This is a genomic window from Streptomyces sp. NPDC096176 (genome assembly GCF_044763255.1).
Taxonomy (GTDB): domain Bacteria; phylum Actinomycetota; class Actinomycetes; order Streptomycetales; family Streptomycetaceae; genus Streptomyces.
In genome coordinates this window covers 103,997-130,434 of the sequence record NZ_JBIWFV010000016.1, presented here as the reverse complement: position 1 = coordinate 130,434, position 26,438 = coordinate 103,997, and the positions used below count along the sequence as shown (strand labels likewise).

Here is a 26,438-nt window from a genome sequence, read left to right as displayed (position 1 = left end):
ACCCCACAACCAGCCCGTGCGCTAAGTCCCCACACCCAACACCCCCGGGCTCCCCCGGTTCGGCCGGGGGGACGCGGCCGCCCCCCGCCCCCCCCCCCGCCGCTCACACCGGCGGCGCGCTCGCCGCAGGACCGGCGGTCGCCGTGCCCTCCCCCACGGGGCATGGCGACCGCCTTACGACCTCCGCCGCGACAGGGAGTGGGCTCCCTGTCGCGGCGGAGGTCGTTATCTTTTGAGCATGACGACGCAGTACGTGGCACTCCTGCGCGGGATCAACGTGGGCGGCAGCAGGAAGGTCCCCATGGCACAACTCCGCGCCGTGCTGGGTGACTTGGGCCACGGTGACATCGCCACCTATCTGCAGAGCGGCAATGCCGCCTTCAGCAGCGCGGACACCGACGAGCACGCGCTGGCCGCCGGGATCGAGGCGGCCGTCGAGAAGGCCTTCGGCTTCCGTGTCGACACACTCGTACGCAGCGGCGCCTATCTGCAGGCGGTCGCCGACGCCTGCCCCTTCCCTGCCGCCTCGCTGGAGGGCAAACAGCTCCACGTCACCTTTTTCTCCGAGACCGTGGCATCGCAGCGGCTGGCTTCGATCGACACCGCGGCCCATCTCCCGGAGGAGTTCCGGCTCGGCGACCGGGCGCTGTACCTGTACGCGCCGGAGGGCCTCGGCCGCTCGAAGCTCGCGGCGGCCTTGTCGAGGCCCGGTCTGCTGAAGGGCGTCGTCGCGACCAGCCGCAACTGGAACACGGTCGTGAAACTGGTGGAGATGACCCGGGCCTGACGCCGCACGGCCGGACGGACGCCGACGACCGAGCCCGGATCAGTGCAAGATCCCGCGCGGCCGCCGAGGGGCGGGCGGTGCTCGCGGCTGCCGGGATCGACGTGGTGAGCGCTGCAGAGGAAAGCGACGCCCGCTCCGGGCGGATGGAGCTGCGTCTGCCCGGGGACGGTCCGCGCGGCGGCGGCTCGTCGTTGCAGAACCTGACCCGCGGTACGGGCACCATCGAGGCCGACTACCTCAACGGCGAGGTGACGCTGCTCGGCCGACTGCACGGGGTGCCCACACCGGTCGTCGACGTGCTGCTGCGCACGGCCGACGCCTTTGCCCGCGATCGCAGACGTGCCGGTTCGATGACACTCGCCGAGCTCACCGCCCTCGTCGACGTCGAAGTGAAAATGGCCCACTCGGTCGGGGCGTGAATGGCCCACGCCGACAGGCCACTTGATGGCTAGGGTCGATCGCATGACCATCAGGGACAGCAGCAACGGCCACGGGAACACGAACACCAACGACAGGACTGCGGTCGACTTCTACTTCGATCCCGCCTGCCCCTTCGCCTGGATCACCTCCCGCTGGATGCTGGAGGTCGAACAGGAGCGTGCGCTGAGGCTCCGCTTCCGGGTGATGAGCTTGTACTTCCACAATGTGGGAAACGAACTACCGGACTGGTACCGCGAGTTGGTCGACAAGTCGATCGGCCCGGTGCGGGTCGCCGCCGCCGTCGCCGAGCGGTACGGCGACGAGGCGCTGCGCGAGCTCTACACCGCCTTCGGCACCCGCATCCACCAGGAGAAGAACGAGGACTTCGACGAGGTCGTCGTGACCTCCCTCGCCGCACTCGGTCTGCCCGCCCACCTGGCCGAGGCCGCGCACGACCCCGCGTACGACGACGCCGTCCGCAGCAGCCACGACGCCGGCAAGGACCCGGGCGCCGACGCCTATGTCGGTACGCCGACGATCCACGTCGACGGCACCGTCTGGTTCGGACCGGTGCTGAACTCGATCCCGCGGGGCAGGGAAGCCGCAGAGCTCTTCGACAGCTTCCGTGTCCTCGCGAACCATCCCGACCTCTTCGAGCTGAAGCGCTCCCGCACCGGCAGCCTGGTCTTCGACTGAGTCGTCAGTCCGACCGTCCCGCCGCGGCCGCGCGAGCCCGGCAAGGCCCGGACGAGAGGCACTACGCGGAGATCGCCGACGCGTACTCGATCCGTGCCTCGTCGTGGCGCTCCAGCAACAGCCGCGCCAGTTCGGGAGACGCGCCCAGCACGTCCGCGATCACATCCGCCTCACCCGCTCCGGCCGCGATGCGGTCGGGGAGCCGGCCGGGGGCGATCACGTACGGGGCGACCGCCACGCGTGAGTGGCCCTCGGCCCTCAGCGAGCGGACGGCGTCCTCGGTCCGAGGCAGAGATGCGGAGGCGAACGCAGGCCGCACGGCGCACCAACCGGTGTGCCGCAGCTCCCGCGCTGTGTGAGCGATCACTGCGATCGCCTCCGGGTCCGTGGAGCCCGCCGCGGCCAGCACCAGGGCCGTCGAGCTCTTGTCCGCAGGGCGGAGCCCCGCCTCGTACAGCCGCCGCTCGACCGCGCCGAGCAGCAGCGGCGACGGGCCGAGGACCTCGGCCTGCCGCACACGCAGCGACGGGGGCGCCTGCCGCAGCACCGCCGGGATGTCCGCCTTGGCGTGGAAGGCGCGGGTCAGCAGCAGCGGCAGCGCCACCACGTCCCGCACGCCGTCGGTCGCCAGACGCCCGAGGATCTGGGGCACCGCCGGGGCGTTGAAGTCGAGGAACGCCGTCTCCACGCGCAGGCCGGGCCGCAGCGACCGTACCCGCCGGGTGAGGGCGTGGACGGTCGCCGCGTGGCGCGGGTCTCGGCTGCCGTGGGCGACGACGAGCAGGACAGGATCGTTCATCGTGTACTCAGCTCTTGACGAGCAGCCCGCGATTGCGGAGCATCCACCGCTCCAGCGGGCTGAAGATCAGCAGGTCGACGGCGATGCCGACGACGAGGATCAGCAGGATGGCGAGGAACACGCCCGGCATGTCGGCGTTGTTGCGGCCGTTCTCCAGCAACTGGCCGAGTCCGAGGCCGAGGTCGGGGGAGGAGGCGATGATCTCGGCGGCCATCAGTGAACGCCAGGAGAACGCCCAGCCCTGCTTGAGGCCCGCCACATAGCCCGGCAGCGCCGCCGGCATCACGATGTGCCAGGTGCCCTTGAGCCCGGTCGCGCCGAGTGTACGGCCCGCGCGCAGGAACAGCGGCGGCACCTGGTCGACGCCGGACACCAGGCCGTTGGCGATCGAGGGGACCGCGCCCAGCAGGATGACGGCGAACATCATCTTGTCGTTCAGGCCGAGCCAGATGACTGCCGGGGGCACCCAGGCCACGGACGGCAGGGACTGCAGACCCGAGAGGATCGGACCGATCGCCGCACGGACGAATTTCACCCGGGCGACCAGCAGGCCGAGCGGGGTGCCGATGGCGAGCGCCAGCAGGAAGCCGAGCAGACCGCGCGACACGCTGGTCCAGATGACCTCCAGCAGAGTGCCCTGGAGCCACATGCCGGACAGGCTGTCCCACACAGCGGAGGGCGCGGGCAGCTTGTAGTCCTCCGTGACCTCCGCCCATACCAGCACCTGCCAGGCGACCAGTACGAGCGCCACGGCAGTGAGCGGCGGCAGCACCTTCTGCACCAGCACCTGGCGCACTGGGGCGCGGTTGACCTGCACCGCGTCCAGTGCGTCGAGTCCCGCCTCCAGGCCGGCCAGATCGTCGGTCTTGGTGACGCCCTTCCCGGCGGCCGTCGCGGTCGTGTCAGTGCTGGCCATGTCGGCGGATCTCCCCACGCAGTTCTTCGGTGATCTCGACGGACAGCTCCGCCACGGCGGTGTCCTCGATACGTCGCGGCTGCTCGATGTCGACGCTCCACTCGCGGGCGACACGCCCCGGCCGTGACGACAGCAGCACCACTCGCTGCGCGAGCCGCACCGCCTCACGGACGTTGTGTGTGACGAAGAGGACCGAGACGTTCGTCTCCCGCCAGATCCGGGTCAGCTCGTCGTGCAGCACGTCCCGGGTGATGGCGTCGAGCGCCGCGAACGGCTCGTCCATCAGCAGAAGTTGGCTGTCCTGGGCGAGCGCGCGTGCCATCGCGACGCGCTGGCGCATACCGCCCGACAGCTCGTGCACCCGCTTGCCGTACGCGCCTTTGAGCCGTACCAGCTCCAGCAGCCGCTCCGCCTCCTGGCGGCGCGCCGCCTTCGGCACGCCGCGCAGCCGCAGCGCGAGTTCGATGTTCTTGCCCGCGGTCAGCCACGGGAACAGCGCGTGCTCCTGGAACATCAGGGCGGGCCGCCCGCCGGGGGTCTCGATGGACCCCGCGGTCGGTCGGTCGAGCCCGGCGACCAGGTTCAGCAGCGTCGACTTGCCGCAGCCGGAGGCCCCCAGGAGGGTGACGAACTCGCCCGGCGCGACATCGAGTGTGATGTCGTCCAGGACGAGCTGCGGCCCGGTCGGCCCGTTGAAGGACTTGGAGACATGCCCGATGCGAGCCGCGTACTCGTGCTCGACGATCACGCGGTCCTCGGCCTTGGCGATGGCAGTGGCCATGGTCGTCACCTCCTGGGAACTCGGCTGATGGGTTTACTTGACGCCGAGTCCGGCGTCGGAGACCGCGGAACCACCCTCGGCCTCGAGGACCTTGTTCAGCGGCCCCAGGTCGTAGATACCGGCGAGGTCGGGCTGCTGGAGCAGACCGGCCTTCACCGCGTGGTCGGCCTGCGCGTCGAGCGTCGCCGCCAGCGGGTCGTCGGTGAACCGGATGGACTTCCAGGCGGGGTCGATGACCTTGGGAGGCAGCGGCTTGCCCGTCAGCTCCTGGAGCTTCGCGTTCGCCGACTCCTTCGCCTTGTCGGGGTTGGCGTTGATCCAGGCGTTCGTCTTCACCGTGCCGCGCAGCACCGCCTCGACGACGGCCGGGTGCTCCTTCAGGAACTTCTGCGACACGATGATGTTCGTGATAACGAACTTCTTGTCGGGCCACAGATCCGACTCGTCGAGCAGCACCTTCGCACCGTCGCTCACGAGTTTCGAGGCGGTCGGCTCGGGCACCCAGGCGCCGTCGACGGAGCCGGACAGGTAGGCGTTCGGGGTCACCTTGTTCTCGGTGCGCACCACGGACACGTCGCCCTTGCCGGTCTCGGCGTCGACCTTCCAGCCCTTCTCGGAGATCCAGTTGAGGAACGCCACGTCCTGCGTGTTGCCGAGCTGCGGGGTGGCGATCTTCTTGCCCTTGACGTCGTCGAGGGTCTTGATCTTCTCGGGGTTCACGACGAGCTTGACGCCGCCGGAAGCGGAACCGCCGATGATCCGCAGGCTCTTGCTCTTGGACCTGGCGAAACCGTTGATGGAGGGGGAGGGGCCGATGAAGCCGATGTCGATCGAGCCCGCGTTCAGCGCCTCGATCTCCGAGGGGCCGGCGTTGAAGGTCGACGCGGACAGCTGGGTGCCGCCGAGCTCCTTCTGGATGATGCCCTCCTGGTGGCCGACCAGGGCCGTGGCGTGGGTGAGATTGGGGAAGTACCCGATCTTCACCGTGTCGAGACCGCCGATCTTCTCGCCCTTGGCGGCGGGAGCGACCGAGTCGTCCTTGGCCTGGGAGCCGTAGCCGCATGCCGTGAGCGCCACGGCGAGCAGCGGCAGTGCGGCGGCTGCGGCGAGGCCGCGGCCCAGGAAGGTACGAGTGGCTTGCACGGGAGGGTTTCCTCTCGTAGGCCCGGTCTCTACGTCATGTCGGACGCGGCCGGGTCGTCGGCAAAGTGTCAGGTCTTCGGCGGTGCGGGGTACGGGGGCTGTGGGCGCGCGGGCAGTGCGCGTACGTCATCGCGCACATCGCGCACATCGCGCCACTCCGCCCGTGCCCGCGCCGAGGGCGCCGCTGCCGACACGGCCGCCCTCCTTGGCGAAGGTCGAGTAGATGTCGGCCATCAGAAGTCCCATTCGGCGTCGTCCGTGGGCTGCCCGGCCTGCGCCGTTTCGGCGGCGAACGCCTCCCCGGCCATACCGGCGGCGAGTGTGGTGCCGTCGGCCGGGTCGATCAGCAGGAACGAGCCGGTGCGCCGGGAGTGCGCGTACGAGTCGAGAGCCAGCGGCTCGGCCGTGCGGACCTTGACGCGACCGATGTCGTTGGCGACGAGCTGCCCCGGAGCCGGGTGCTGGGACAGGTCGTCGAGGGTGAGCCGCGAGGGGATCTCCTTGACGATCGCCTTCACCGTGCGGGTGGTGTGCTTGAGCAGCACCCGCTGGCCGACGGTGAGCGGCTGGTCCGCGACGTGGCAGACCGTCGCCTCGACGTCCTGCGTGGTCGGCGGGGCATCATGGGTCGGCACGATGATGTCGCCGCGGGAGATGTCGATGTCGTCCTCCAGCAGGAGGGTGATCGACTGCGGCGTCCAGGCGACGTCCACGGACTTGCCGAGGAGGTCGATGCCGGAGACCTTCGACGTACGGCCCGACGGCAGGACGGTCACCGACTCGCCGACGCGGAACGTGCCGGCGGCGATCTGGCCCGCGTAGCCGCGGTAGTCGGGGTGCTCGGCGGTCTGCGGACGGATCACGTACTGCACGGGCAGCCGGGCGTGGCAGCCGGTCAGGTCATGGCTGACGGGCACGGTCTCGAGATGCTCGAGCACCGTCGGGCCGCCGTACCAGTCCATGTTCGCGGACGGGTCCACCACGTTGTCGCCGGCGAGGGCCGAGATCGGGATCGCGGTGATCTCGGGGACGCCGAGGGACGCCGCGTACGCGGTGAACTCCTCCGCGATCTTCGCGAAGACGGGCTCCGCGTAGTCGACGAGGTCCATCTTGTTGACGGCCAGCACCACATGCGGCACGCGCAGCAGCGCGGCGACCGCGGCATGGCGGCGGGTTTGCTCGACGACGCCGTTGCGGGCGTCGACGAGCACGACCGCCAGCTCGGCCGTCGAGGCCCCGGTGACCATGTTGCGGGTGTACTGCACATGCCCGGGGGTGTCGGCGAGGATGAACCGGCGCCGGGGCGTCGCGAAGTAGCGGTACGCCACGTCGATGGTGATGCCCTGCTCGCGTTCGGCCCGCAGGCCGTCGGTGAGCAGCGCCAGGTCCGGCGCCTCCTGGCCCCGGCTGCGCGACGCGTGCTCGACCGCCTCCAACTGGTCGGCGAGGACCGACTTGGAGTCGTGCAGCAGGCGCCCGACCAGGGTGGACTTGCCGTCGTCGACCGACCCCGCGGTGGCGAAACGCAGCAGGGTCGTGGCGGAGAGCTGCTCGGCCAGCTGCTCGGTGGGGGTGGTCATCTCTAGAAGTACCCTTCGCGCTTGCGGTCTTCCATCGCAGCCTCAGACAGCTTGTCGTCGGCGCGGGTGGCACCCCGCTCGGTGAGACGGGAGGCGGCGATCTCGGTGATCACGGCGTCCAGCGTGGTGGCGTCGGAGTCGACGGCGCCGGTGCAGGACATGTCACCGACGGTGCGGTAGCGGACCAGCCGCTTCTCGGGCGTCTCTGTGTCCTTGGGGCCGCCCCACTCGCCGGCGGTCAGCCACATGCCGGAGCGCTTGAACACCTCACGCTCGTGCGCGAAGTAGATCTCGGGAAGCTCGATCTTCTCGCGCTGGATGTACTGCCACACGTCCAGCTCGGTCCAGTTGGACAGCGGGAAGACCCGCACATGCTCGCCGGGCGCGTGGCGGCCGTTGTAGAGCTGCCACAGCTCGGGGCGCTGACGGCGCGGATCCCACTGGGAGAACTCGTCCCGCAGGCTGAACACCCGCTCCTTGGCGCGGGCCTTCTCCTCGTCGCGACGGCCGCCGCCGAACACCGCGTCGAAACGGTGCTGCTGGATGGCCTCGGTCAGCGGCACGGTCTGCAGCGGGTTGCGGGTCCCGTCCGGGCGCTCGCGCAGCTTGCCGGCGTCGATGTACTCCTGCACGGAGGCGACATGCAGCCGCAGCCCGTGCCGGGCGACCGTCCGGTCGCGGTACTCCAGTACCTCGGGGAAGTTGTGCCCGGTGTCCACGTGCAGCAGCGTGAACGGAACGGCAGCCGGGGCGAACGCCTTCAGCGCCAGATGCAGCATGACGATCGAGTCCTTGCCGCCGGAGAAGAGGATCACCGGCCGCTCGAACTCGCCCGCCACCTCGCGGAAGATGTGCACGCCCTCGGACTCGAGCGCGTCCAGGTGGGAGAGCGCGTACGGGCTGTCGACGCCCTCGTGCACAGTGGCGGCGGTCGTCATGCCAGACCCCTTTCGGCGAGCAGTGCGTGGACCGCGTCGGCGGATTCCCGCACGGTCTGGTGGTGGGACTCGATCCGCAGATCGGGCGACTCGGGCTCCTCGTACGGGTCGTCGACCCCGGTCAGCCCGCTGATCTCGCCCGCGGCCTGCTTGGCGTACAGCCCCTTCACATCGCGTACCGAGCACACCTCCACCGGAGTGGCCACGTGCACCTCCACGTACGCGGTGCCCTCCTGCTGGTGGCGCTTGCGCACCGCCTCGCGGCTGTCGGTGTACGGGGCGATGACCGGCACCAGGGTCTTCACACCGTTGGACGCCAGCAGTTCGGCGACAAAACCGATCCGCTGCACGTTGGTGTGCCGGTCCTCACGGGTGAAACCGAGGCCCGCCGACAGGAACTCGCGGATCTCGTCACCGTCGAGCACCTCGACACGGTGGCCCTCTTCGCGCAGCCGGCCCGCCAGCTCGTACGCGATCGTGGTCTTGCCGGCGCTCGGCAGACCCGTGAGCCAGATCGTGGCTCCGGTCACTTGGTTCTCCTGAACTTCCCTGTGGTCCGTCATCAGCCGTGCAGCCCGCACTCCGTCTTGCCCCGGCCGGCCCAGCGGCCGGCGCGTGCGTCCTCGCCCTCGAGCACCCGGCGGGTGCAGGGCGCGCAGCCCACGGAGGCGTAGCCGTCCATCAGCAGCGGGTTGGTGAGCACACCGTGCTCGGCGACATAGGCGTCCACGTCGTCCTGCGTCCAGCGGGCGATCGGCGACACCTTGACCTTCTGCCGCTTCTCGTCCCAGCCGACGACCGGGGTGTTCGCCCGGGTCGGGGACTCGTCGCGGCGCAGGCCCGTGGCCCACGCGTCGTACGCGGTCAGGCCCTCTTCGAGGGGCTTGACCTTGCGCAGGGCACAGCACAGGTCGGGGTCGCGGTCGTGCAGCTTCGGGCCGTACTCGGCGTCCTGCTCGGCGACCGTGCGGCGGGGGGTGAGCGTGATGACGTTGACGTCCATCACCGCGTCCACCGCGTCGCGGGTGCCGATGGTCTCCTCGAAGTGGTAGCCGGTGTCGAGGAAGACGACGTCGACGCCGGGCATGGCACGGGAGGCGAGGTGGGCGACCACCGCGTCCTCCATCGAGGAGGTGACGCAGAAACGCGGGCCGAAGGTGTCGGTGGCCCACTTGAGGATCTCGAGAGCCGAGGCGTCCTCGAGCTCGCGTCCGGCCCGCTCGGCCAGCGACTTGAGATCCCGCTCGGCCTGAACCGTCGTCATATCTCTTCCCCTCCACGGTCGTTGCGCTGAAGTCCGCGGGTCAGCAACCCGAGGAACTTCAACTGGAAGGCTCGATTGCATGCCGCGCATTCCCAGGCGCCGTGACCTTCTTCGCTGGGACGCAGGTCCTCGTCGCCGCAGTAGGGGCAGTAGAACGGTGCAGCCCGCTCGCTCATGACAGAGCCTCCTCGGACGCCCTGGCCGCCCAGGTCGCGAAGCGCTCGCCGTCCTCGCGCTCCTCCTCGAAGCGCCTGACGACCCGCTCGACGTAGTCCGGAAGCTCGGCCGAGGTGACCTTCAGACCGCGGACCTTGCGGCCGAACGCCGGGTCGAGACCCAGCGCGCCGCCGAGGTGGACCTGGTAGCCCTCGACCTGGTTGCCCTCGTCGTCGAGGACGAGCTGGCCCTTGAGACCGATGTCCGCGACCTGGATGCGGGCGCAGGCGTTGGGGCAGCCGTTGATGTTGATCGTGATGGGCTGGTCGAACTCCGGGAGCCGGCGCTCGAGTTCGTCGATGAGCGCGGAGCCGCGGGCCTTGGTCTCGACGATGGCGAGCTTGCAGAACTCGATGCCCGTGCAGGCCATTGTGCCCCGCCGGAAAGGCGACGGCTTGACCTTCAGGTCCAGGGCCTCGAGACCGGAGACGAGCGAGTCGACCTGATCCTCGGCGACATCGAGCACGATCATCTTCTGCTCGACGGTGGTCCGCAGCCGGCCGGAGCCGTGCGCCGCGGCGAGCTCTGAGATCTTGGTGAGCGTCGCGCCGTCCACACGTCCGACGCGCGGCGCGAAGCCGACGTAGAACCGGCCGTCCTGCTGGCGGTGGACGCCGACGTGGTCGCGCCAGTGCTCGACGGGCTGCTCGGGGGCGGGGCCGTCGACCAGCTTGCGCCCCAGGTACTCGTCCTCCAGCACCTGGCGGAACTTCTCGGCGCCCCAGTCGGCGACCAGGAACTTCAGGCGCGCGCGGTTGCGCAGCCGGCGGTAGCCGTAGTCACGGAAGATCGAGATGACGCCTTCCCAGGCATCGGGGACCTCGTCGAGGGGGACCCACGCGCCGAGCCGCACACCGAGCTTGGGGTTGGTGGACAGGCCGCCGCCGACCCACAGGTCGAAGCCGGGACCGTGCTCGGGGTGGTTCACCCCGACGAAGGCGACATCGTTGATCTCGTGCGCCACGTCCAGCAGCGGGGAGCCGGAGATCGCCGTCTTGAACTTACGGGGCAGGTTGGAGAATTCCTTGTTGCCGATGAACCGGCGGTGGATCTCGTCGATGGCGGCGGTGCCGTCCACGATCTCGTCCTGTGCGATCCCGGCGACCGGCGAGCCGAGGATGGTGCGCGGGGTGTCGCCGCACGCCTCGGTCGTCGACAGGCCCACGGCCTCCAGGCGCCGCCAGATCTCCGGGACGTCCTCGATCCGGATCCAGTGGTACTGCACGTTCTGCCGGTCGGTGAGGTCGGCGGTGCCGCGCGCGAACTCCTCCGAGATCTCGCCGATCACCCGGAGCTGCTCGGTGGTCAGCCGGCCGCCGTCGATGCGCACCCGCAGCATGAAGAACTCGTCGTCCAGCTCCTCCGGCTCCAGGATCGCGGTCTTGCCTCCGTCGATCCCGGGCTTGCGCTGGGTGTAGAGGCCCCACCAGCGCATGCGCCCGCGCAGGTCGGCACCGTCGATCGAGTCGAAACCGCGGTGCGCGTAGATCGTCTCAATGCGTGTCCGCACATTGAGACCGTCGTCGTCCTTCTTGGTCTGCTCGTTGCCGTTGAGCGGCGTGTGGTGGCCCATGGCCCACTGGCCCTCGCCGCGGTGGCGTCCGGCCTTGCGACGGGGCGTGGCGGAGGCGGGCTTTTCGGGGATGGCGGCCATGGTGATAGTCCTTCGAGACTGCAGGAGGGCGGCTCTGAGCTGCACACTCGCGCGGAGAGCGCGACGGTGCGCAGGGCGGGGTGAAGACAAGGGGAGTGCGGCGGTGCTGGGCTCTCAGCAGGCCGGACAGATGGCGCTGGACATGCGGCCGAGGTCGACGTGCCGCCGACTCACCAAGGCAATTCCAGTGCTGGACATGACGGAAGCGTGTCATGCCACTTTGGACCCAGTCCACCTTCATCCAAGATGTGGACATCACTGTCCCGCATAGCGAGACAATGTGTCATGGGTCACCGGCGTGCGGACGGCCGGCCGTCCGCACGCCGGCCCTTCAGATCGCCGCGCCGGGCCAGGGGCCGGGCGTCTCGACCTCGGGCTCCTGATCGACTTTGGTGTCGAACAGGCGGAAACCGCGCCGCAGGTAATTGTCCATCGCGTGCGGGCCGTCCTTCGAGCAGGTGTGCAGCCACACCCGCTTCGTCTGCGGAAGACCGGGCCACCGCTCGGCCAGATCCCATGCCCGGGCCACCCCCTGCGACAGCAGGTGACCGCCGATCCGGCGCCCGCGGAAAGCCGGGATCAGACCGAAGTAGACGATCTCGACCGCCCCCTCGTCCTGTGCCTCGAGCTGCACGTAACCGGCCGGCGTCCCCTTCTCGTACGCGACCCACGTCTCGACCCCCGGACGATCGACCCACTCCTGCCACTCGGCGTACGTCATGCCGAGCCGGTCGGTCCAGCGGATGTCCCCGCCGACAGCCGTGTACAGGAAGCGGCTGAACTCGGGCGAGGGCACCTCGGCCCGGATGATCCGTATGTCGTCCCCAGGAACAGCCGCGGGTCGCAGGTCCGCGGGGGAGGTCTGCTCCAGGGACCAGGTGGTCACAGTGATGGTGCTCATGCTGGCCAGAGAATCACGGGGCGCGCCCGCGGCGCACGGCCGGGGCACGGAATCACGGGTGCGCCCGCGCCTCACGGCAGGGGCCCCGGCATCACGCCGTGCGCCCGCGGCGCACACATCACCCGCTGCCGAAGCATCTCGCTGCGAGGAGAAGAACCTCACCTGACAGTTTCAGCGCCTTCTGTCCGCTCGCCCCCGCCTCCCCCGTTATCGCGACCCTCGGCCTTGAACGGGACGGGCTCCGCTGGACGCGCCCAGAGTTCTCGCCCACCCCCTGGCGGACGGCCGATGCGCCGTCCTGCGTCGACGCCCGGGACGGTCCACCGGGCGTGGACGGCCTGACACGGTTCGCCGCCCAGCCGGCCTGCGGCCACGCGCCCGACGAACTCATCGTCCTGTTCGGGCAGATGACCACCGCTGACGCGAGTCGCTCCCCGGCGGGCACGGAGTCGGCGTGGGGGTACACACGCGTCCCGCACGACATCCGCGGCGACGCGGGCGCGGGCCGGCATCACGGGTGCCTGGGACCCCTGGGAGCAGGAAGCCATGGCCGACCGCGCCGAGGAGCAGGTGGACCGCTACGCGCCCGGCTTCCGCACCACGAAGGGTGCTCGCCGTGCGCCGGCGCTGCCGACGCTCGAGGCACTGCGGCTCCGCCTCGCCGCACGCACATCGACGGGGCCGCCCGTCCGGTGACGGTCACCGGAGCCTCTGGCATTCTGGCGCCGTGCAGAAGCCGGTTTCCATCACCCCTGACGCCCCCACCGCCATACACAACCCGCTCCTCACCCAGCAGTGGCTCGACCTCTGCTTCATCCACTGGGCTGTCGAACCGGGCGCCGTGGCGAAGCTCCTGCCCGACGGCGTCGCCCCCGACACGCATGACGGGGTCACGTACATCGGGCTCGTCGCCTTCCGTATGCATCGGGTCGGGTGGCTCCGGCTGCCCGGCGTCCCGTACCTCGGGACCTTCCCGGAGACCAACGTGCGCCTGTACTCCGTCGACGCGCACGGCCGGCGCGGTGTCGTCTTCCGGTCGATGGACGCGTCACGGCTGATACCCGTGGCGATGGGGCGCGTCGGTTTCCGCCTGCCGTACCTGTGGTCCCGGATGAGCGTCCGATCCGTCGGCGACACCGTCACCTACACCAGCTCCCGCCGCTGGCCCGGCCCGCGCGGCGCGTTCAGCAGCATCACCGTACGGGCCGGTGAACCAATCGAGGAGCCCACGGAGCTGGAGCACTTCCTCACCGCCCGCTGGGGCATGCACAACGCCTTCTTCGGCGGGGCCGCCTATCTGCCCAACCACCATCCGCGATGGCCCCTGTACCGCGCCGAACTGATCACGTGCGAGGAGAACCTGATCGCGGCGGCCGGACTCCCCGTGCCGGGCGGTGACCCGGTCAGCGTCCTGTACTCCCCCGGCGTCCCGGTCCGCCTCGGCCGCCCGGCCCGCCCGGCGGGCATCCCCACACCGTGACGTCAGAGGCGTCGTCGGCACGGCGGCCCTCGACGGCCATTCCCGGCGGTCTCGTACGCGCTTGCGTCGCCCCGTAGGCCGCTCACGTGCGCACCCGCACCGGCCGTCGCAGCAGGTGGACAGCCGCGAACGACACCAGGGCGGTCATGCACGCGATGAAGACCGACCCCGCGCCCTCCAGACCGATCGGACCCACCGGTACCGGCGCCACCCGCGACGATCACCGTCCACGCCGCCGACGGTATCCCCGCGCACCGCCCCGGCCGACGCGGCGTGCCCGACGACCACGGGGCCCGCTCCCGACCGCGGCGTGATCCTCCGCCCGAGAGCCTGCCTCGATCACCGCTGGCAGTCCGGGCACCAGACGGAGCGGCGTCCGGAGAAACGGCGCGACCGCAGCCGGCCGCCGCAGCGCGGGCACGCCGGTTCGTCGTCGTCCCGGTGGCCGGTCAGCCATGTGCGACGCGGTGGCACACGCGCGGCCCGCACGGAGGAGGTGAGAACGCGACGCATCGCCGTGTGGAGCGTGCGAGCCTCCGCGTCGCTGAGATCCCGCGCCGGGCGACTCGGCGACAGGCGTGCCCGCCAGAGGATCTCGTCGCTGAGGAGGTTCCCGAGTCCGGCGACCACCGCCTGATCCATCAGCACGCTTTTGACGGCACCCCGATGCGCGGCCATCCGCGCCACGAACTCGTCCCGCTGCACGATGAGGGCATCGGGGCCCAGATCGGCCAGGATGCGCTCGACTGCGGCGTCGCTGTCGGCCAACCGAATCCCTTGGAGCTTGCGCTGGTCCCGATAGCGAAGCTGCCGCCCGCCGCTGAGCGTCAGTGCGACCCGGTCATGCCGCTCGAACGGGTCGTCCAAAGAGGTGCACAGCAGCTCGCCGGTCATGCCGAAATGCCACACGAGAGTGAGGCCCGCACCGACCGGGCTGAGCAGCCACTTGCCGTGGCGTCGCGGAACCCCGAGGCGCCGCCCCTCCAGTTCCCTTCGCAGCCGCTGCGGGGTGACGGCACGCAGAACGCCGGAATCGCGTATCTCGACCTTCGCGATGCGCCGGCCCGTGCCACAGTCGCGCAACGTCTTGCGGAAACCTTCGACGTCCGGCAGTTCCGGCACGTGCTCCTCCCAGGGTGCGAGCCCGGGCGTGCCCGCCAGGGCCAGGGCGGCGCGTGCCGACGAGTACCCCCTGCGCCGTGCAGCACACGAGGCACGACGACTCAGCTCGGGAGAGTCGTCCAGAGGGCGGGCGCCCAGGCAGGCACAGGCGCGCTGCCACCAGCGCCATGTCGACGCCGGAGTTGGCGGACACCCTGCGTCCCTTCGTCGCGCGCAATGTCGTTCGGACGTAGGGAGTTCGAGCTGGGCTGGTACTCCTGCGCCGGCTGCGGCCGCGGACCGCGGACCGCGCATCGGGCACCACCTCAGGACCGACCGGTTCAAGCACTGCGAGAGCTGCCTTCGGTCCACCACCCACGGTCTGGATGCCCGCCGGGAAGGCACTTGAGCGTATTTAGCCGCCAGGTCCACGCGGTACCCCGCGCACGGCCGGGCTGTGGAATCACAGGGTGCGCCCGCGGCGCACGGCTGGGGCGGTGGCCTCACGCCGTGCGCCCGCGCCTCACGGCCGGGGCCGTCGAATGCGGCAGCAGGTCCTCGGGCCGCTCCGGGAGCACCAGCTCCACCTCGACCTCCTCCGCGAATCGGTAGGGGCGGTGCGCCAGGATCTGCGCGAGATGACGGCGCAGTCGCGACATCTCCGCCCGCACCGTCACCGTCCGCGTCGGATCCTCGAAGAGGTCCTGCGCCAGCTGCGCCGCGGTCCGCCCGTCCCGGTGCCTGGCCAGCACGTACAGCAGCTCCGCATGGCGCGGACTCAGCTCGTGCGACCAGCTCCCGGACCCGCCCGTCACGGTCACCGAGGGCCGCCGTGACCGGCTCAGGTCCAGCACGACCCGGCCGGGCACCGCCTCGTCCGGCTGTGCTCCGTCGCCCCGTACCAGCCAGCCGCCCGGCAGTGGCTCGAGCGTGCACATCCCGAGCGACGGCAGCCAGAGCCGGCCCGCCCGGACCGCCTTCGGCAGCGACAGCCGACCCGTCGGGGGCATGCCGGTCACAGCCGCCGGCCAGCCGTTCACATCGACCGCCAGGGCCCGGCCGCCCAGCCGCCCCAGCAGCGGGGCGGCGACGCTGCGCAGCCGGTCGAGCGACTCGAGGTGGCGGCCTCGCAACTCGGCCTCCGCGAGCCGGGTGACCGAGGTGACCAGAGCCAGCGTCGCCGGGTGCATGGTGGACAGCGGGCCGCTGATGTCGACGACCCCGATCAGCCTGCCGTCCCGCGGATCGGTGACCGGCGCCCCGGCACAGGTCCACGCGTGGTGTGTGGAGACGAAATGCTCGGCCGAGTGCACCTGGACGGGGCGCCGGGACACCAGAGGGGTGCCGACTCCGTTCGTGCCGACCAGTTCCTCGTTCCAGCCGGCGCCCAGGACGAAGCCGTGCGAGTCGCCCTTGCGCAGGACCGCCGAACTGCCCTCTCGCCACAGCAGGCGGCCCTCGGTGTCGGCGACGACCATGATGTGCTGCGCGGCCTCCGCGATCGAGACCAGCCCGTCCCGCAGCACCGGCAGGACCTCCAGCAGCGGTGAGGAGAGTCTTCGCCGTTCGATCTCTTCCAGCGGCAGCAGCCCCGCCCTGCGGTCCCGGTCCGGATCCACCCCGCGCTGCAGCATGCGCTGCCACGACTCGCCGATGTCCGTCCGGGGCCCGACCTCGGGCCTGCGGCCCGCGAGCGCCGCGTCTCGCACGCCCTTCAGCAGCCGCATGGCCTCCGCGCTGTCCATGGCCGCCAGCCTGGCCAGATCGAGCGATGAGTTCTGCACGGGCCTCTTCATGGTCCCTCCTCGGCGACGCCGGCGTCCGGTGTGCGGGGGTGGCCCGCCCCATCCTCGCCTCCTCGGGCCGCCGCGCGTCGCGTTATGGCACACAAGGATGCAACCCTTTGCAACCGTCGCGAACAGGCGTGCGCGTGTACGAAGGTGACGGAACACCGGTTCGCCGGTGGGGTGGTGCCGTGTCGGCGCAGCACCACCCAACAAAGGCTCACGGGCGCGGACCGTTCCACACGGCCCGCGCCCGTTCCATGCCCGGTGCATGCCGCGACCTTCACACGACGGCGCGCGCCCGCTCCACGATCGCTGCCAGCCCCATCGTGTGGGGCAGAGTCCCGAACGCCGCCCCCCGGTCGCCGCCCAGCCGTGACGCGCAGAAGGCGTCGGACACCTCCGACGGGGCCCACCGCACCAGCAGCGACCCCTGCAGCACCAGCGCCATACGCTCCACCAGCCGCCGTGCCCTGGCCTCGATGCCGTCCAGGTCGGCCAGTTCCGTCAGAAGGTCCTTGATCGCCGCGTCCAGCCGGTGGTCCGCGCCCCGCGCCTTGCCGACCTCCTGGAGGAACGCGTTCAGCGCCTGCGGTTCCCTCTGCAGCGCACGCAGCGCATCCAGCGCCTGCACATTGCCCGAGCCCTCCCAGATCGAGTTGAGCGGCGACTCGCGCAGCAGCCGCGGCATGCCCGACTCCTCCACGTACCCGTTGCCGCCCAGGCACTCCAGTGCCTCCGCCACCACCGGCGTGCACCGCTTCGTCACCCAGTACTTGGCCGCGGGCACCGCCAGCCGCAGGAACGCCCGCTCCGCCTCCGTGTCCGCGTCGTAGGCCGCCGCCAACCGGAGACCCAGCGTCGTCGCCGCCTCCGACTCCAGGGCCAGATCGGCCAGCACATTGCGCATCAGCGGCTTGTCGATCAGCAGCCCGCCGAACGCGCTGCGGTACGCGCAGTGGTGGATCGCCTGCGCAACCGCCTGCCGCATCAACGCCGCGGAGCCGAGCACACAGTCGAGACGGGTCGCCGCCACCATCCCGATGATGGTGCGCACCCCGCGCCCCTCGTCGCCCACCCGGCGGGCCCACGTCCCCTCGAATTCGACCTCGCTCGAGGCGTTGGACCGGTTGCCCAGCTTGTCCTTCAACCGCTGGATCCGGAACACGTTGCGCGTGCCGTCCTCCAGTACCCGGGGCACCAGGAAACAGGTCAGCCCACCCGCGGCCTGTGCGAGGACCAGGAAACCGTCGCTCATCGGCGCGGAGCAGAACCACTTGTGACCGGTAAGGAGGTACGCGCCGTCCTCGGCCAGCGGCTCGGCGCGCGTCGTGTTCGCTCGTACGTCGCTGCCGCCTTGCTTCTCCGTCATCCCCATGCCGAACAGGACACCGCCCTTCAGCGCGGCCGGGCGCAACTCCTCGTCGTACACCGTCGACGTCAGCCGCGGCTCCCACTCGGCGGCGAGCGCCGGGTCGGTCCGCAGCGCGGGCACCGCCGCGTGCGTCATCGACAGCGGGCAGCCGTGCCCGGCCTCCGCCTGCGTCCACACCAGGAAACCGGCCGCCCTGCGGACATGCCCGCCCGGCCTGCCCCAGGCGCTCACCAGCCCCGCAGACACGGCATGGCCCAGCAGCCGGTGCCAGGCCGGATGGAACTCCACCTCGTCGATCCGGTAGCCGTACCGGTCGTACGCGCGCAGCCGCGGCGGATGCTCGTCGGCCTGCCTGCCCCACTCCTGCGCCTGGAGCGAGCCCGCCGCCCGCCCGAGCCCCGAAAGCTCCTCGAACGCCGTGTCGCGGAGCTCGGGCGCGACATGTCGGCCGACCGCCTCCGTGAGGGCGAGGTCCGCGGCGAAGACGTTGTACCCCACCAGGGGCGGAGCCTGGTTGGTCACTGTGTGGGTGCTGGCTGCCATGCCGATACGGTAAGGAGGTGCAGGCAGCAAACGAAACACCCGAGCGGCCTTCGGGCCGGCTCCACCGGGCCCGAGTCCTCTACCGCAACGTCTCGAAGCGGAAGATGGCATGGCTGCTGCTGAAGGACACCGTCAACTCGTGCATCGAGTACCGCATCCTCGGGCTCGCGGCGGAGGCGGCGTTCTTCACGCTGCTGTCCGTGCCGCCGCTGATGCTCGGCCTGATCGGCCTGCTCGGCTACATCGACGACTGGACCAACACCACCACCGTCGCCTCGATCGAGGAGAACATCCTCACCGCCGTGGGCACCGTCCTCTCCGACCGCGGTGTCAACGACATCGCCAAGCCGCTGCTGGAGGACGTCACCCAGGGCGGCCGGCCCGACCTCATCTCCATCGGCTTCGCCATCGCCCTGTGGTCCGGGTCGCGAGCCGTCAACGTCTTCATCGACACCATCACCGTCATGTACGGGCTCGACGGGCAGCGCGGCATCGTGGCGACGAGGCTCCTGGCGTTCCTGCTCTACATCATCGCCCTGCTCATCGGGGCCGTCGTGCTCCCGCTCGCCGTGGTCGGCCCCGACCGGGTCGTGGAACTCATGCCATGGGGCACGGAAGTCGTCCGAGCCCTGTACTGGCCGGTAGTCATCCTGCTCTCCATCGCCTTCCTGACCACGCTGTACCACGTGTCCGTTCCCGTGCGGTCCCCCTGGGTGGAGGATGTGCCGGGCGCGCTCGTGGCGCTCGGCATGTGGGTACTGGGCAGCTTCCTGCTCCGCATCTACCTGACCAGCACGGTCGAAGGCCCCACGATCTACGGTTCGCTCGCGGCGCCGATCGCTTTCCTGCTCTGGATAGGCATCTCCGCCTTCGCCGTCCTCGTCGGTGCCGCGGTCAACGCGGCGATCGACCGCGTCTGGCCGTCCGTCGCCACGGCGGCGGCCCGCGCGGCGAACGAGCGCGCGCGGGCGGCCGACGCGGCGGAGCTGCTGGCGAGGGCGAGGGCCGCCGAAATGTACGGCGAAGAGGACGCGGACGACGAGGAGGACGGCGGGGACATGCCGTCCGAGTTCCCGGAGCGCTGGTCGAAGTTCCTCCCGGTGGACGACGTCCGGGCCCGCCTGCACACGACGCGCGAACAGGGCCGGAGCGGCGGCAGCGGCCCGGAGGGCCGCGACTAGTGCTGTGACCGCGAACGTTCGCCGTGTTGGTCGCGAAGTCCTCGACGGCCGGACGGGTGGATAACCCAGCTTGTCCGGCGATTGAGCCCTTCTCAGGTCCTCCCTCAGCGGGTGCACCCTCATTCGCAGGGCGGATACGGTCCGCCGTAGCGGATGAAGCCCGGTCGCCATGTCCAGGGCCAGCATGTACGTCATGACGACAGCGACCGCCCCTCTCCCCGCCTCCGCGCCTGCTCCTGTCTGGGCTCGCCGCGCCGCCCACGCCGTTGCTCTGTGCGCCGTCCCGTCCGGCCTGTGGCGCATCGCTTTGGCATCCGGTGTCTATGTGGGCTACAACGACCAGGTCCTGCGCGACGTCTTCGACATCCCGGGCTGGGGCATCGCATACGTCGTCGGTCTCTCCGTCCTGGCCGAGCTGGCCGCTCTGTTTCCGCTGTTGCTCGTCAGCGACCGGTGGCAGCCGTTGCGCCCCCGGGCCCTGGCCGCACTGGCATGGACCGCCTCGGGGGTCCTGGTCCTGGTGGCACTGTGGCAACTCGTGGTCGCTTTCACCGTCGAGAGCCAGACGTACATGTCGAGCGGTACGGCACAGACCGTCTGGGGCTTCGCTTTCGCCCCGTTGTTTGCCATCCCGGCCCTGATGACCGCGGTGACCTGGTCGTACGCAAAGCGGCACCGGGCACGGGGACAGGCGTAACCCCTACCACGTCCTTGACCTCGGCTACCCCTGTACCACCCTTCCCGGCCTGACGAGCGTGGCCGATGACTGCGCTGCCCAGTGATCGTTTCCGGTCACCGGGTTGAGCGGTCAGGCTGCTGGGGTGAGGGGGCCTCCGCCCCAGCGGATGCCCTTCTCGCTGCGGATGCGGGCGCGTTCCTTGTGTTGGGCGGCGAGGACGTCGGGGTGGCGGGTGTTGCCGTTGCGCCAGCGCAGGTAGCGGTGCAGAGCCCGGGTCTGTGCGGGATGGCTGCGGTGGTTTGAGTTCGCCAGGGTGAACTGCCGCAGCGGGCCGAAGTGGGCCTCGATCGGGTTGGCCCAGGAGACGTTTCGACCTTGTTCTTCTTCGCCCAGCGGCGGATGTCCGCGCCGGTGTGGGCGGATAGGTTGTCCAGGATGATGTAGATGGGGGCGCCGTCGGGTCGGGCGGTGCGGATCGTCTTCAGTGCGGCCAGGGTGTTGGCGGTGCGTTTGCGGCGGCGGTTGACGCCCCACAAGCGGTCGTCGCCGACGGAGTAGCAGCCGTGGAAGTAGGTGACGCCCTGGGTGCGGCGGTAGGTCGCAGGGAGTCGGTTGGGCTTGCCCTGCTCCGCCCAGCAGGAACCTCCGGTTGGCCGGATGCTCAGGGGCCCGAATTCGTCAAAGGCGAAGGCCCGGTCCGGGAAGTGTTCCAGGACGTGCTCGATGCGGTCGAGCTTGGTGTCGCGGTCGGGGTCGGGGGACTCCTTCCAGGTTTTGGTGCGCTGGAAGGTGATGCCGCGGCGGGCGAGCAGGCACCGTAAGGTTTCCCGGCCGATGCGGATGACGCGTCCGTGGACGCGGCGCAGGTAGGCGGCGAGTTTGCGGATCGACCAGCGGGTGAAGGGCTGGCCGAGCTTGGCGGGGCGGGTGGTGGCCGTCCGGATGACGAAGTCCTCGTCGTCAGGGGTGAGCAGGCGGGAACGGTCTCCCGCCCATTGAGGGTCCAGGCAGGCCAGGCCGATCTCGTTGAACCGGTGGATCACATCACGCACGCTGTCTTCGTCGGCCTGGACCAGCTGGGCAATCACCGGCACCCTGTTTCTGCCGGCCGAGGCCAGCAGCATCATCGCGCGCCGGTAGCGCACCGAGTTGGTGCTGCCCCGGTGCACGATCTGCTGCAGCCGCTGGCCCTCCTGGTCCGTCAGTCTGCGCGCACGGACAGGCTCGGCCACCGCGCCTCCAGCGATCGAATCGGACGTCACCGCACATCCAACTGCCATGACCGACAACCCGGCGAACCTATGCGGTCACAGCACTGGCCACCCCGGGGGGCGGTTTTCCGCGCTTGCGCGTCTCCGGGCTTGGCCCGGTCGAGGGCGTGGCGTCCCGGGGGCTGCGCCCCCCCCGGGTGCCCCTGCCGGGTGGGTGGTGCGGGGGCGGGGCCTCCGGAGGGGGGATCGCGGACTGCTTTCCCGTACTTGCCTCGCCCTATCTAACGACGCTTTACGTCCGCTCACCGTGGGGCCGGTGGCCGTCCCCACGGCCGGGGCGAGCTTGCCCCGGGGGGAACGGGCGCCCGTGGGCGCGACTGTCCACCTGGGGTGGAATGGACTCGCGGGTGCCGGTCCATCGAGAGAGAGGGGTCGCGCCGCAGTACCGCCGCAGTACGGCGGGCGGTGGGCTGTCCACCTCCGGGAGCGAAGCCGTTGGCCGGGGGAGGGGGACACGCAGGGGGCGTGTTCGGGACGTAAGGCGTCGTGAGTTAAGGCGAGGCAAGTACGGGAAAGCAGTCCCGGACATGCCCCCGGAGCGGCACCCGGACGCACACCAGCCGGACCGGGCCCCGCCCGGCAGCGCACCCGGAGGGCCGGGCCGCGCCCGGCAGCGCACCCGGGACAACCGGGCCGTGGCCGGCCCCGTCCCGCTAGCCTCGGGGGATATGTACGAGGAGCGGGGTTCTCGGATCGACGGCGCCGTCGTGTGGACGCGGACCGCGCACCCGAGTGCGTATCCGGTACTGCCCGACGGCTGTATGGACCTGCTCTGGTCCGAGGGGCGGCTGCTCGTCGCCGGGCCCGACACACATGCCCACGTGCCGGGCGGGGGTGCGGCGTGGGCCGGGGTGCGGTTCGGGCCCGGGTTCGCGCCCGTGTTCTTCGGGGTGCCCGCGCACGAGCTGCGCGACCGGAGGGTGGAGCTCGCGGACCTGTGGGGCGCCGCCGAGTCGCGCAGGCTCGCCGAGCGCATCGGGGAGGCCGCCGACCGGGCGGCCGAGCTGGAGGCCGTCGCGCTGCGGCGGGCGGCCCGGACAGGGCCGCCGGACCCGGTGCTGCAGGCAGTCGTGCGGCACCTGGACGCCGGCGGCACGGTCCGAGGAGCGGCCGACGCGGTCGGCCTCGGGGCCCGGCAGCTGCACCGGCGGGCCTTGGACGGCTTCGGTTACGGCCCCAAGACGCTGGCCCGTGTCCTGCGGCTGCAGCGCGCCCTCGCGCTGGTGCGCAGAGGCGATGCGTACGCGGTCGCCGCAGTCGCCGCGGGCTGTGCCGACCAGCCGCACCTCGCCAGGGAGATGCGTGCCATGACCGGCCTCACCCTCGGTGCCTACGAGGCGTTGGCGAACAGCGAGACGCCGATCCCGTCCGGGTCGAGCACGACCGCGTAGCGCTGGCCCCAGACGGCGTCCCAGGGCTTGAGGTGTCCTCGGTATCCGGCTGCTGTCAGCTCTTCGTAGACCGCGTCGACCTCCGCGGGACTGTCGCAGAGGAATGCCGGTCCCATGCGTTCGCCGCCGGTGGGCGCCGACCAGCTCGGGTCGAAGGAGCGGATGGTCTCCGCGGTGTCCCACAGCAGGCGCAGACCGCCCGGCAGCGTGGCCTCCGCGTGCGGGGCGGTGTCCGCCTCCGCGGGGATGTCCAGGCCGAGGCGGCGGTAGAAGGCGAGTGAGGCCGCCATGTCGCTGACGACCAGGCCGATGGCGTCGAGTCGTGGAGTCATGACCTCAACGTAGGACGCGGCGCGGCCGTTCGTCTTGAACGAATCGGACGTCATGCTTTCGTAAGGCGGCGCCCCCGTCGGCGCATGCCGCGGGCGACGACACTGGCGGTATGCACACCATTCTCGTCGTCGATGACGATCCGACGGTCGCCGAGGTCGTCACGGGGTATCTGGAGCGGGCGGGGTTCGCCGTCGACCGGGCGGAGGACGGGCCGCAGGCGCTCGGGCGCGCCGCGGGCCGGTGGCCCGATCTGGTCGTGCTCGACCTGATGCTGCCGGGCATGGACGGCCTGGAGGTGTGCCGCAGGCTGCGTGAGGTCGCCCCCGTTCCGGTGATCATGCTGACGGCACGCGGCGACGAGGACGACCGCATCCTGGGCCTGGAAGTAGGCGCGGACGACTACGTGACCAAGCCGTTCAGCCCGCGCGAGTTGGTCCTGCGGGTGGAGTCGGTGCTCCGCAGGGGCGGCTCGGGGCCGGGGGAGCGCCGCACCGGTCCCGAGCTGTCCGCGGCGGGCATCGTGCTGGACCCGGCGGCACGGCGGGCCGTGAAGGACGGGCGGGAGCTGGCGCTCACGCTGCGGGAGTTCGACCTGCTCGCGCACCTGATGCGGCACCCGGGTGAGGCCATCGGCCGGGAGCGGCTGATGCACGACGTATGGGGCTGGGAGTTCGGCGATCTGTCGACAGTGACGGTTCATGTGCGGCGACTGCGGGGCAAGATCGAGGACGATCCGGCACGGCCGCGGCTGATCCAGACGGTGTGGGGCGTCGGTTACCGCTTCGACACACCGGGGCCCCACGCTCCGGAGGAGGGCTGATCGCCGTGCAGGACATGCTGCTGATCGCCTGCTACGCGCTGCTGGGCGCCGTGGCTGCCGGTGTCGTCGGGGCGCTGGTGCTGCGCCTGCTGCGGCATCGTTCCGTCGCTGTGTCCCTGACCGTGGTCGCGGCCGTCACGGTCACCGCGATGCTTGCCGGCACGCTGGCGGTCGCGCAGGCGATGTTCCTCTCCCCGCACGACCTGACCGTCGTCACCATGGTCGTGGCGATGGCGGCGGTCGTCTCGCTGGCGACGGCGCTGCTGCTCGGCAGGTGGGTCGTCGCCCGGAGCAGGGAACTCGCCATGGCGGCCCGCTCGTTCGGTGACGGCGGCTCCTTCGCAGCGCCCGGCGGCGTGTCCACCGCCGAGCTGGACGCTCTCAGCAGGGAGCTGGCCGCGACCAGTGACCGCCTCGCGGCCTCCCGCGAACGCGAACGCGCCCTCGAGACGTCCCGGCGTGAACTCGTCGCCTGGATCTCCCACGATCTGCGCACGCCGCTCGCCGGCCTGCGCGCCATGTCGGAGGCACTGGAGGACGGAGTCGTCCAGGACCCCGAGCGTTACTTCCGTCAGATCCGGACCGAGGTCGACCGGTTGAACTCGATGGTCGGCGACCTGTTCGAGCTCTCCCGGATCCACGCGGGCGCGCTCGCGCTGACCCCGACCCGTATGTCGATGTACGACCTCGTCGGCGAGGCGCTGGCCGGCGCGGATCCGCTGGCCCGCGAGCACGGAGTGCGGCTGGTCGGCGACGGCGTCGAACCGGTCCCGGTGGAGGTGGACGGCAAGGAGATGACCCGGGTCCTCGCCAATCTGCTGGTGAACGCGATCCGGCGGACACCGGCCGACGGCACGGTCGCCGTCGCCGCCGAGCGGCGCGAGGGGTGGGTGGTCCTCTCCGTGACCGACGGCTGCGGCGGCATCCCCGAGGAGGATCTGCCACGCGTCTTCGACACGGGCTGGCGGGGCTCCCAGGCCCGGACGCCGCCGGCCGGCGCGGGACTGGGCCTCGCGATCGTCCGGGGCATCGTCGAGGCGCACGCCGGGCACGCCGAGGTGCGCAATGTGAGCGGCGGCTGCCGCTTCGAGGTGTCCCTCCCGGCGGCCGCCGCGCCGCTCTGATCCATGTCAACTCGGTCTGCAATGCGGGTAGTTGAATCGTCCGGGGGTCGTCAGGAGTGAGCCGGCGGGCGGCGGGGCAGTGACACGTCGAGGCGGGGACGAGCGATCGAACTGGGGGCGGCCGCATGGCGCAACAGACACAGTGGGAATTCCTCGACGACCGCGGCCGGCTGGCCGCGGCCGCGCGCACACCGTCCCGGTTGGTCGCCTACATCCAGGCGGGTGCCGCGCTGTTCGACCACGGACTCCGGCCCGAGGGGGTGTTCGGATCCGCCCACGACGGCGCGGGCCCCGATCCCGCCAAGGCCGGTGCGCTGCCGCTCGACGACGTCGCCTACCTCGGGTCGGGCCCGGGCGTGGAGGCGGACGCGGTGCTCGCGACCGGGGCGGAGCTGCTGGTGGCCGTGACGTACGGCTCCGACCAGATCTACGGCCTGGACCCGGACACGGCCAAGTACGTGGAAGAACGCCTGCCGGTGGTGGTGCTCGACGTCGGGCAGGGGCGTTCGCTCGACGAGATACGCGACCGGTTCGGGGTCCTTGCGCGTTCGCTCGGCGCCGGGGCGCCGGCCGGCGTGGGCCTCGATGCGGCGCGTGAGCGACTGGTCGCGGCGGCGGCCAGGGGAGCAGGTGTACGGGTCCTGGCCCTGTCGCCGGCGGGGACCGACAGTGTCCACCTCGCCCGCCCGGACGCGTGGGCGGACCTGAGAGCGCTGTCCGGATGCGGGGTCACGATGGCCGTGCCGGAGCCCGGCGCCGGGGCGTCGTGGTCCACGGCAGACTGGGCCGCTGCCCGACGGCTGGAGCCGGATGTCGTCCTGGTGGACGTCCGGTCCAACGCGTTCCCGGTCGAGCGGCTCGGCGGGGTGGGTGACTGGGAGGCGATCGAGGCCGGGGCGCGGCTCCTGCCGTGGAATCCGGAGATCCCGCCCAGCGCCACGGCTCACGTCCTCTTCTTCGATGCGGTCGCGGAAACGCTGGTGGCGGCCTCGCCGTCCCTGTAGCTCCCGACACGGTTTCTCAAGGCGCCCGCCGGTCCGGTGGGCGCCTTCTTCTGCAGCGACGGTGGCGGTGCGCACCGCCGCGTTCACCGTCACCACGTCCGGTGCGGCGGCCGGGAAGGACAGCGCCACGGACGGTCACACCGACGGCCACTCGCACCCTTGACCGGTGGTTTCGAACTCGCGCCGCGCGGGTGCGGGGCGGTCCCTCAGCCGGTGCAGGGGGGATGGTGTCCGACGGGGCGCGGGTGTTCGGGCGG

The 26,438-nt window shown here is 71.1% G+C and carries 28 protein-coding genes and 1 pseudogene; 11 read left to right on the top strand and 18 right to left on the bottom strand.

All coding sequences use genetic code 11. The features are described from left to right. Positions 1-238 precede the first annotated feature (238 nt). The 3 genes from ACIQ7Q_RS31750 to ACIQ7Q_RS31740 are packed head-to-tail and all read left to right on the top strand — an operon-like array spanning position 239 to position 1,903. Positions 239-787 (top strand): DUF1697 domain-containing protein, encoded by a 549-nt coding sequence (locus ACIQ7Q_RS31750; RefSeq protein ID WP_403869798.1) that lies wholly within the window; start codon positions 239-241, stop codon positions 785-787. Continuing rightward, a complete protein-coding gene (locus ACIQ7Q_RS31745) occupies positions 745-1,206 on the top strand; it encodes a ketopantoate reductase family protein (RefSeq protein ID WP_403869822.1) in 462 nt (153 codons plus the stop codon). Before ACIQ7Q_RS31750 ends, ACIQ7Q_RS31745 begins: the two co-directional genes overlap by 43 nt. A gap of 43 nt (positions 1,207-1,249) precedes the next feature. Next, positions 1,250-1,903: a DsbA family protein gene (locus tag ACIQ7Q_RS31740; protein WP_403869794.1), complete on the top strand. Its 654-nt coding sequence runs from the start codon at positions 1,250-1,252 to the stop codon at positions 1,901-1,903. Positions 1,904-1,964: 61 nt separating this feature from the next. Here the strand turns inward: ACIQ7Q_RS31740 and ACIQ7Q_RS31735 are convergent, their stop codons facing one another. The 12 genes from ACIQ7Q_RS31735 to ACIQ7Q_RS31680 all read right to left on the bottom strand — a co-directional run bounded on the left by ACIQ7Q_RS31735 (position 1,965) and on the right by ACIQ7Q_RS31680 (position 12,095). Then, positions 1,965-2,702, bottom strand: a complete 738-nt coding sequence (locus tag ACIQ7Q_RS31735; protein ID WP_403869791.1) for a sirohydrochlorin chelatase — start codon at positions 2,700-2,702, stop codon at positions 1,965-1,967. Between the two features lie 7 nt (positions 2,703-2,709). Then, the gene (locus ACIQ7Q_RS31730) at positions 2,710-3,618 is read right to left on the bottom strand and encodes an ABC transporter permease (RefSeq protein WP_403869789.1); all 909 of its coding nucleotides are present in this window, start codon (positions 3,616-3,618) and stop codon (positions 2,710-2,712) included. Continuing rightward, on the bottom strand, positions 3,605-4,399 hold the full coding sequence (locus ACIQ7Q_RS31725; RefSeq protein WP_403869786.1) for an ABC transporter ATP-binding protein: 795 nt from the start codon (positions 4,397-4,399) through the stop codon (positions 3,605-3,607). Before ACIQ7Q_RS31725 ends, ACIQ7Q_RS31730 begins: the two co-directional genes overlap by 14 nt. A gap of 33 nt (positions 4,400-4,432) precedes the next feature. Next, positions 4,433-5,542, bottom strand: coding sequence for an ABC transporter substrate-binding protein (locus ACIQ7Q_RS31720; RefSeq protein WP_403869783.1), 1,110 nt, complete (start codon positions 5,540-5,542; stop codon positions 4,433-4,435). Positions 5,543-5,775: 233 nt separating this feature from the next. Next, positions 5,776-7,122, bottom strand: a complete 1,347-nt coding sequence (locus ACIQ7Q_RS31715; RefSeq protein WP_403869780.1) for a sulfate adenylyltransferase subunit 1 — start codon at positions 7,120-7,122, stop codon at positions 5,776-5,778. A 2-nt stretch (positions 7,123-7,124) separates the two neighbouring features. Continuing rightward, a complete protein-coding gene (gene cysD / locus ACIQ7Q_RS31710) occupies positions 7,125-8,060 on the bottom strand; it encodes a sulfate adenylyltransferase subunit CysD (RefSeq protein WP_356635500.1) in 936 nt (311 codons plus the stop codon). Next, positions 8,057-8,623, bottom strand: a complete 567-nt coding sequence (gene cysC, locus ACIQ7Q_RS31705) for an adenylyl-sulfate kinase (protein ID WP_403869776.1) — start codon at positions 8,621-8,623, stop codon at positions 8,057-8,059. Before cysC ends, cysD begins: the two co-directional genes overlap by 4 nt. Then, positions 8,623-9,324 carry a phosphoadenylyl-sulfate reductase gene (locus tag ACIQ7Q_RS31700; protein WP_403869773.1) on the bottom strand — a complete coding sequence of 234 codons (702 nt, stop codon included), beginning with the start codon at positions 9,322-9,324 and terminating at the stop codon, positions 8,623-8,625. Before ACIQ7Q_RS31700 ends, cysC begins: the two co-directional genes overlap by 1 nt. Continuing rightward, positions 9,321-9,500, bottom strand: coding sequence for a hypothetical protein (locus ACIQ7Q_RS31695; RefSeq protein WP_356635506.1), 180 nt, complete (start codon positions 9,498-9,500; stop codon positions 9,321-9,323). The genes ACIQ7Q_RS31700 and ACIQ7Q_RS31695 overlap by 4 nt, the downstream gene beginning before the upstream one ends. Then, a complete protein-coding gene (locus ACIQ7Q_RS31690) occupies positions 9,497-11,194 on the bottom strand; it encodes a nitrite/sulfite reductase (protein ID WP_403869770.1) in 1,698 nt (565 codons plus the stop codon). Before ACIQ7Q_RS31690 ends, ACIQ7Q_RS31695 begins: the two co-directional genes overlap by 4 nt. Before the next feature lie 114 nt (positions 11,195-11,308). Beyond that, positions 11,309-11,392: a putative leader peptide gene (locus tag ACIQ7Q_RS31685; RefSeq protein ID WP_310650533.1), complete on the bottom strand. Its 84-nt coding sequence runs from the start codon at positions 11,390-11,392 to the stop codon at positions 11,309-11,311. A 133-nt stretch (positions 11,393-11,525) separates the two neighbouring features. Next, on the bottom strand, positions 11,526-12,095 hold the full coding sequence (locus ACIQ7Q_RS31680) for a GNAT family N-acetyltransferase (RefSeq protein WP_403869767.1): 570 nt from the start codon (positions 12,093-12,095) through the stop codon (positions 11,526-11,528). 546 nt (positions 12,096-12,641) lie between these two features. Here ACIQ7Q_RS31680 and ACIQ7Q_RS31675 point away from each other — a divergent pair. Next, entirely contained in the window at positions 12,642-12,791 is a 150-nt protein-coding gene (locus ACIQ7Q_RS31675) for a hypothetical protein (RefSeq protein WP_403869764.1), read from the top strand. Positions 12,792-12,822: 31 nt separating this feature from the next. Continuing rightward, positions 12,823-13,575, top strand: a complete 753-nt coding sequence (locus ACIQ7Q_RS31670) for a YqjF family protein (protein ID WP_403869761.1) — start codon at positions 12,823-12,825, stop codon at positions 13,573-13,575. An 82-nt stretch (positions 13,576-13,657) separates the two neighbouring features. Here ACIQ7Q_RS31670 and ACIQ7Q_RS31665 read toward each other — a convergent pair whose 3' ends face one another. The 4 genes from ACIQ7Q_RS31665 to ACIQ7Q_RS31650 form a co-directional block, all read right to left on the bottom strand. Then, positions 13,658-13,786, bottom strand: coding sequence for a hypothetical protein (locus tag ACIQ7Q_RS31665; RefSeq protein ID WP_403869759.1), 129 nt, complete (start codon positions 13,784-13,786; stop codon positions 13,658-13,660). 128 nt (positions 13,787-13,914) lie between these two features. Then, positions 13,915-14,697, bottom strand: coding sequence for an Fpg/Nei family DNA glycosylase (locus tag ACIQ7Q_RS31660; protein WP_403869756.1), 783 nt, complete (start codon positions 14,695-14,697; stop codon positions 13,915-13,917). A gap of 482 nt (positions 14,698-15,179) precedes the next feature. Then, positions 15,180-16,472 carry a GAF domain-containing protein gene (locus ACIQ7Q_RS31655; protein ID WP_403869753.1) on the bottom strand — a complete coding sequence of 431 codons (1,293 nt, stop codon included), beginning with the start codon at positions 16,470-16,472 and terminating at the stop codon, positions 15,180-15,182. A gap of 271 nt (positions 16,473-16,743) precedes the next feature. Continuing rightward, positions 16,744-18,378 carry an acyl-CoA dehydrogenase family protein gene (locus ACIQ7Q_RS31650; protein ID WP_403869750.1) on the bottom strand — a complete coding sequence of 545 codons (1,635 nt, stop codon included), beginning with the start codon at positions 18,376-18,378 and terminating at the stop codon, positions 16,744-16,746. 17 nt (positions 18,379-18,395) lie between these two features. On the opposite strand from ACIQ7Q_RS31650, the gene ACIQ7Q_RS31645 reads away from it, so the two are divergent. Together ACIQ7Q_RS31645 and ACIQ7Q_RS31640 are read left to right on the top strand one after the other, a co-directional pair. After that, positions 18,396-19,559 (top strand): YihY/virulence factor BrkB family protein, encoded by a 1,164-nt coding sequence (locus ACIQ7Q_RS31645; RefSeq protein ID WP_403869747.1) that lies wholly within the window; start codon positions 18,396-18,398, stop codon positions 19,557-19,559. Between the two features lie 193 nt (positions 19,560-19,752). Continuing rightward, positions 19,753-20,256, top strand: coding sequence for a hypothetical protein (locus ACIQ7Q_RS31640; RefSeq protein WP_403869745.1), 504 nt, complete (start codon positions 19,753-19,755; stop codon positions 20,254-20,256). 111 nt (positions 20,257-20,367) lie between these two features. Here the strand turns inward: ACIQ7Q_RS31640 and ACIQ7Q_RS31635 are convergent. Continuing rightward, a pseudogene (locus ACIQ7Q_RS31635) lies at positions 20,368-21,470 on the bottom strand (IS630 family transposase). Between the two features lie 707 nt (positions 21,471-22,177). Here ACIQ7Q_RS31635 and ACIQ7Q_RS31630 point away from each other — a divergent pair. After that, the gene (locus tag ACIQ7Q_RS31630; protein WP_403869742.1) at positions 22,178-22,900 is read left to right on the top strand and encodes a helix-turn-helix domain-containing protein; all 723 of its coding nucleotides are present in this window, start codon (positions 22,178-22,180) and stop codon (positions 22,898-22,900) included. Here the strand turns inward: ACIQ7Q_RS31630 and ACIQ7Q_RS31625 are convergent. Next, positions 22,840-23,232 (bottom strand): VOC family protein, encoded by a 393-nt coding sequence (locus ACIQ7Q_RS31625; protein ID WP_403869740.1) that lies wholly within the window; start codon positions 23,230-23,232, stop codon positions 22,840-22,842. The two genes, ACIQ7Q_RS31630 and ACIQ7Q_RS31625, sit on opposite strands and share 61 nt — an antisense overlap. 110 nt (positions 23,233-23,342) lie before the next feature. On the opposite strand from ACIQ7Q_RS31625, the gene ACIQ7Q_RS31620 reads away from it, so the two are divergent. The 3 genes from ACIQ7Q_RS31620 to ACIQ7Q_RS31610 all read left to right on the top strand — a co-directional run bounded on the left by ACIQ7Q_RS31620 (position 23,343) and on the right by ACIQ7Q_RS31610 (position 26,181). Further along, complete coding sequence (locus tag ACIQ7Q_RS31620; RefSeq protein ID WP_403869737.1) at positions 23,343-24,053, top strand: response regulator transcription factor; 711 nt, start codon at positions 23,343-23,345, stop codon at positions 24,051-24,053. A 5-nt stretch (positions 24,054-24,058) separates the two neighbouring features. Further along, entirely contained in the window at positions 24,059-25,177 is a 1,119-nt protein-coding gene (locus tag ACIQ7Q_RS31615; protein WP_403869735.1) for a sensor histidine kinase, read from the top strand. 125 nt (positions 25,178-25,302) lie between these two features. After that, the gene (locus ACIQ7Q_RS31610; RefSeq protein ID WP_403869732.1) at positions 25,303-26,181 is read left to right on the top strand and encodes an ABC transporter substrate-binding protein; all 879 of its coding nucleotides are present in this window, start codon (positions 25,303-25,305) and stop codon (positions 26,179-26,181) included. Positions 26,182-26,438: the final 257 nt, after the last annotated feature.